Here is a 4,933-nt window from a genome sequence, read left to right as displayed (position 1 = left end):
TCGCCTTGTATCAGAATTTCATTTCTCCGACGCTACTGGCGCGGATACAGAATATCCAGCCCCTTGCTGATCATATTGCCCGTAAACACGGCGGGCACGAAGCCGAAAATCGCCAGCAGCCATTCGATTTTTTCGTTGCGCTCTTCAAATGCCTGCTCGCTGATGCCGACCGGCAGGCTGCCGTAATAGGTGCGGATAAACATGATGACCAACACCAAAAGCGTGACCAGCAGAAAAAACAGGCCGACGTTCAAAATGCAGCGGCCGCCTTTTCGGTGGCTGTAAAACAGCAGCCAGACGAAAAACGCGTTACTCAGCAGGGAAAGGAAGATAACGGTGTACATACGCGGAAATCACGCCCTGCGTCAGCGCGCGTTCAGCGCCTTAATCACGCTGTCGGTGATGTCGTATTTGCTGGTGACATACACCACGTCCTGCAAAATCACATCGTAGCCTTCGCGCTTGGCCAAATCGACAATCACGCGGTTGGCGTTTTGCTGGAGGGCGGCAAATTCTTCATTGCGGCGCAGATTGTAGTCTTCCGCAAACTCGGCCTGCTCGCGGCGGAAACGCTGCACCAAATCGCCCCACTCTTTGGCCGCCTGCTCGCGGGCGGCACCTTTGAGCTTGTTGCCGCTCAGCTTCTGCTCCAAATCCATGCCCTGCTTTTGCAGCGCCTGCAAGGCTTTTTGGCGGCTGCCGAACTCTTTTTCCAGCGTGGCTTGGATATTCCGCGCCTGATTGGCTTCGAGATAGATGCGCTCGGTGTTGATGAAGCCGATTTTCTGCACGGCTTCCCCGGCGGCGGCCTGCGCCATCAGACCCAAGCCCAAGGCGGCTGCGGCTGCGCTGCGTAAAATAAAGGAAACGGGTTTCATGGTAATTCCTTGCATCCGTGTCAGGCCGTCTGAAAACGGGCGGCATCCGTGCTGCCGCACGCGCTTACACATTTTCAGACGGCCTTCCGATTAGAATGTCGTACCCAGTTGGAATTGGAAGCGCTGGATTTCGTCGCTTTCTTTCTTCTTAATCGGGTAGGCATAGCTGAACTTCATCGGACCCAGCGGCGACAGCCAGGTCACGGCGGCGCCGGCGGAGTAGCGCAGCTCTTCTTTAAAGGTCGAGCGGTGTACCGAGCCGCGGCCGTACACATTTTGTACGCGTTGGGCTTCCGTCAGATCGGTGTTGAAGTACAAATCGCTGCTGCTGTCGTCGTAGGTTTTGCCGTCCCACACGCTGCCGGCATCGGCAAACACGCTCAGACGTACGGTACGCGAGTTTTTGATGCCCGGCATCGGGAAGAGCAGCTCGGCCGATACGTTGGCTTTTTTGTTGCCGCCGTAGCTGATTTTCGCGCCTTCTTCGTCATACACTTTCGGGCCGAGCGTGCCGCTTTCGTAGCCACGCACGGAACCCAGGCCGCCGCCGTAGAAGTTTTCAAAGAACGGCATGCTTTTCTCTTTGCCGTAGCCGTTACCGTAGCCGACTTCGCCGCCGAGCATCAGCGTGAAGTCTTTCGACAGCGGGAAGAACCATTTTTGGTTGTGGGTCAGTGTGTAGTATTTCAGCTTACTGCCCGGCAGGGTGATTTCACCGTTCACGCCGGTCATGTAGCCGCGCGTCGGCCACAGGGCGCTGTCGGTTTTGTTGCGGCCCCAGCCGATATTGCCTTTATACAGCATACCCGACCATCTGCCGTATTCCTGTCCGGTATGCTCCTGCATGAATTCGCGGTAACGCTTAGGCGCGCGCGCGTAGGTATCGACAGTCATGTGTTCTGCGCCCAAGCCGAAATTCACGCGGTCGTATTCGGTTACCGGTACGCCCATACGCAGGCCGCCGCCGATGGTTTGGGTTCGATACTGGCGGGCGCTGGACGATGCTTTGCGCGGGTCGTATTTGCGGCCGTAAAGGTCGTAACCCATGCTCACGCCGTCGGGTGTGAAATACGGGTCGGTAAACGACAGCGAGCCGTTGAGCGTGGTTTTACTGCGCGAGGCGCGGGCGGAAACGGATTTGCCCGTGCCGAACAGGTTGTCTTGCGCCACGCCTGCGGAGACGACGATACCGGTATCCTGCACCCAGCCCGCGCTCAAATCGAGCGAGCCGGTGGAGCGTTCGGTCAGGCTCATGTCGAGGTTCACTTGGTCGGGCGTGCCGGGAACGGGTTTGGCATCAAACTGCACGTTGTCGAAATAGCCCAGCAGCTCGACGCGCTCTTTGGAGCGTTGCAGCTTGGACGTATCATACGGAGCGGACTCCATCTGACGCAATTCGCGGCGTACCACTTCATCGCGGGTTTTATTGTTGCCCGTGATGTTGATTTCGTTGACATACACTTTGCGCCCCGCTTCGATGTGCAGCAAGAAGTCCACCACTTGGGTTTCCGGATTCGGCATAGGCTGCACGTTCACTTCGCTGAAAGCGTATCCGGCCGAACCCATGCGGTTTTGAATGGCCGACAGCGCGTTCATCATCTGCGCGCGCTCGTACCATTTGCCTTCTTTCATTTTCAGCAGCTTGGACAATTCTTCTTTGGTTACTTCGCGGGTGTCGCCCTCGATGCGGACTTTGCCCCAGCGGAAGCGCTCGCCTTCATCGACGGTTACCTTGATGGTCTGCTTGGTTTTGTCTTCGTTGTTTTGGATATCGGTATCCAAAATGCGGAAGTTGAAGTAGCCGTTGTTTTGGTAAAACTCGTTAATCCGCTGCATATCCTGCGCGAATTTCTGCTCGTTAAACTGGTTGCTGCGGGTCAGCCAGGTAAACATACCGCCGTCGCTCAGCGTCATCTGCTTTTTCAGACGGCTGTCGGAATAATGCTTGTTGCCCACAAACTCAATATCGGAGATTTTGGTGGTCGGACCTTCGTCAATCACGATGTCGATGGCCACGCGGTTGCGCGCCAGCTTGGTTACGGTCGGCGTAATTTTCACCGACTGCTTGCCGCGACCGATGTATTCCTCGCGCAGGCCGGCTACGGCGTGGTTGAGCGTGGCTTGGTTGAAATACTGCGACTGCGCCAGGCCGAAAGATTCCAGGCTTTTTTTGAGGTCGCTGTTTTGCAGCACTTTCGCGCCGTCGATATTCAGCGATGAAATGGTCGGACGCTCGACCACCGTCAGCAACACCTGATTGCCCATGGTTTCGACGCGCACATCATCGAAAAAGCCGGTTGCATACAGCCGCTTGATGATTTCCTGACTGCGCTCGTCATTGAAGTTGTCGCCGATTTTGACCGGCAGATAGCTGAACACGGTGCTCGGCTCGGTACGCTGCAAACCTTCCACGCGGATGTCCTGAATGGCAAAGTCGGCCAACGCCAAAGGCGACAGGCCCAATACCGTCAATGCAGCAGCAATCTGTTTCAATTTCATAAAATTATCCAAACAAACGGTTAATATCGTTAAAGAAAGCCAGCATCATCAGCAGCAGCATGGCTGCTAAGCCGAAGCGCAGGCCGGCGGCCTGCACGCGCTCGCTCAGCGGCTTTCCGCGTATCCATTCGGCGGTATAGTACACCAAATGGCCGCCGTCCAACACAGGAATCGGCAGCAGGTTCAACACGCCGAGGCTGATGCTGACCAATGCCAGAAATTCCAAATAACTCTGAAGACCCATGGCCGCCGACTGCCCTGCGGCATCCGCAATGGTCAGCGGGCCGGACACATGGCTGGCCGAGGCATTGCCCGTCAGCAGACGGCCGAAAAAGCGCACCGTGGTCAGCGCATAGCCGGTCATTTTGTCCCAAGCCATGCCGAACGCCTCGGTCACGGAAGGCCGGTATTCGCGGCGTACTTCCTTATCCCATGCTTCATCGCGCCCCGGCGCTACGCCCGCCCGCCCGATCAGCGTGCCGTCGGCCAGCTCTTCGGTATTGGGGCGCACGGCTGCCGTATGCATTTCGCCGTCGCGCTCGTAGGCCACCTCGATTTTACGCCCCGGGCTGCTGCGGAACACGTCCGTCCACTCCGCCCAGGTATCGAGATACTGCCCGTCGGCACTGATTAAGCGGTCGCCTTTTTGCAGGCCGGCTTTTTCAGCGGGGCTGTCGGGCAACACTGCGCCCAATGTGGTCGTCATTTTAAAAGGCCACAGGCCGATGTTGCCGTGGTTTTTCGCAATTTTACCTGCTTCGGGCGTGCCGGCCGCGTCAATCACGCGCACGGCAGCCGCGCCGGAAGCCGTCAATACGGCCACATCCACCTTGCCCGCTTCCAGGCTCAACACCATTTCGGTCTGCGCGTCGCCCCAGTCGCCCACCGCCGCGCCGTTCACGCTTTGAATGCGGTCGCCCGGCTCGAAACCGGCTTTGGCGGCAATACTGGCCGGCTCGACCATGCCGACGTAAGGGCGGATTTCGGTTACGCCGAAGGAAAAACTCAGGCCGTAGAGCAACACCGCCAGCAGCAGATTGGTCAGCGGGCCGGCGGCGACAATGGCGATTTTTTTGGCCGGATGCTGCTTGTCGAAGGCATAAGGCAAATCCGCTTCGGCCACATTGCCCTCGCGCGTATCCACCATTTTCACATAGCCGCCCAGCGGAATGGGCGCGAGACACCACTCGGTATCGCCGCGCTTACGGGTCAGAAACGGCTTACCGAAGCCGACGGAAAAACGCACGACTTTCACGCCGCACCAACGCGCCACAATGTAGTGGCCGAACTCGTGCAGGCTGACTAAAATCAAAATCGCTACGATAAAAGCGATAAGTGTGGTCAAAGCAGGCTCCAATAGCGGTATGTCGGAATGAAATACGCCCATCTGCGGCGTTTATCCGATTTTATAATCATTGAAAATCAGAACGGAATATCGGCAACGCGCCCGTTTTCAGACGGCTTTGGCAGCAGTCCGGCCGTCTGAAAACGGCGCAGGTGGCTTCCGTAGCATTTTAAAGTAGAAATGCTATAGTCGAAGAACTTAATTAGTCGAA

The 4,933-nt window shown here is 57.0% G+C and carries 4 protein-coding genes; all 4 read right to left on the bottom strand.

The window, feature by feature from the left end; genetic code table 11:
• Positions 1-32 precede the first annotated feature (32 nt).
• A complete protein-coding gene (locus BDE01S_RS08285; RefSeq protein ID WP_066080042.1) occupies positions 33-344 on the bottom strand; it encodes a hypothetical protein in 312 nt (103 codons plus the stop codon).
• A 21-nt stretch (positions 345-365) separates the two neighbouring features.
• The gene (locus BDE01S_RS08280; protein ID WP_066080039.1) at positions 366-878 is read right to left on the bottom strand and encodes an OmpH/Skp family outer membrane protein; all 513 of its coding nucleotides are present in this window, start codon (positions 876-878) and stop codon (positions 366-368) included.
• A gap of 90 nt (positions 879-968) precedes the next feature.
• Positions 969-3,377 carry an outer membrane protein assembly factor BamA gene (gene bamA, locus BDE01S_RS08275; protein ID WP_066080036.1) on the bottom strand — a complete coding sequence of 803 codons (2,409 nt, stop codon included), beginning with the start codon at positions 3,375-3,377 and terminating at the stop codon, positions 969-971.
• A gap of 4 nt (positions 3,378-3,381) precedes the next feature.
• A complete protein-coding gene (gene rseP, locus BDE01S_RS08270) occupies positions 3,382-4,722 on the bottom strand; it encodes an RIP metalloprotease RseP (protein ID WP_066080045.1) in 1,341 nt (446 codons plus the stop codon).
• Positions 4,723-4,933 lie beyond the last annotated feature (211 nt).

Origin of the sequence: Bergeriella denitrificans NBRC 102155, from assembly GCF_001592185.1 — a bacterium.
Lineage (GTDB): Bacteria > Pseudomonadota > Gammaproteobacteria > Burkholderiales > Neisseriaceae > Neisseria > Neisseria denitrificans.
The sequence above is the reverse complement of the archived record's forward strand: the minus strand, read 5'-3'. Positions and strand labels throughout refer to the sequence as shown.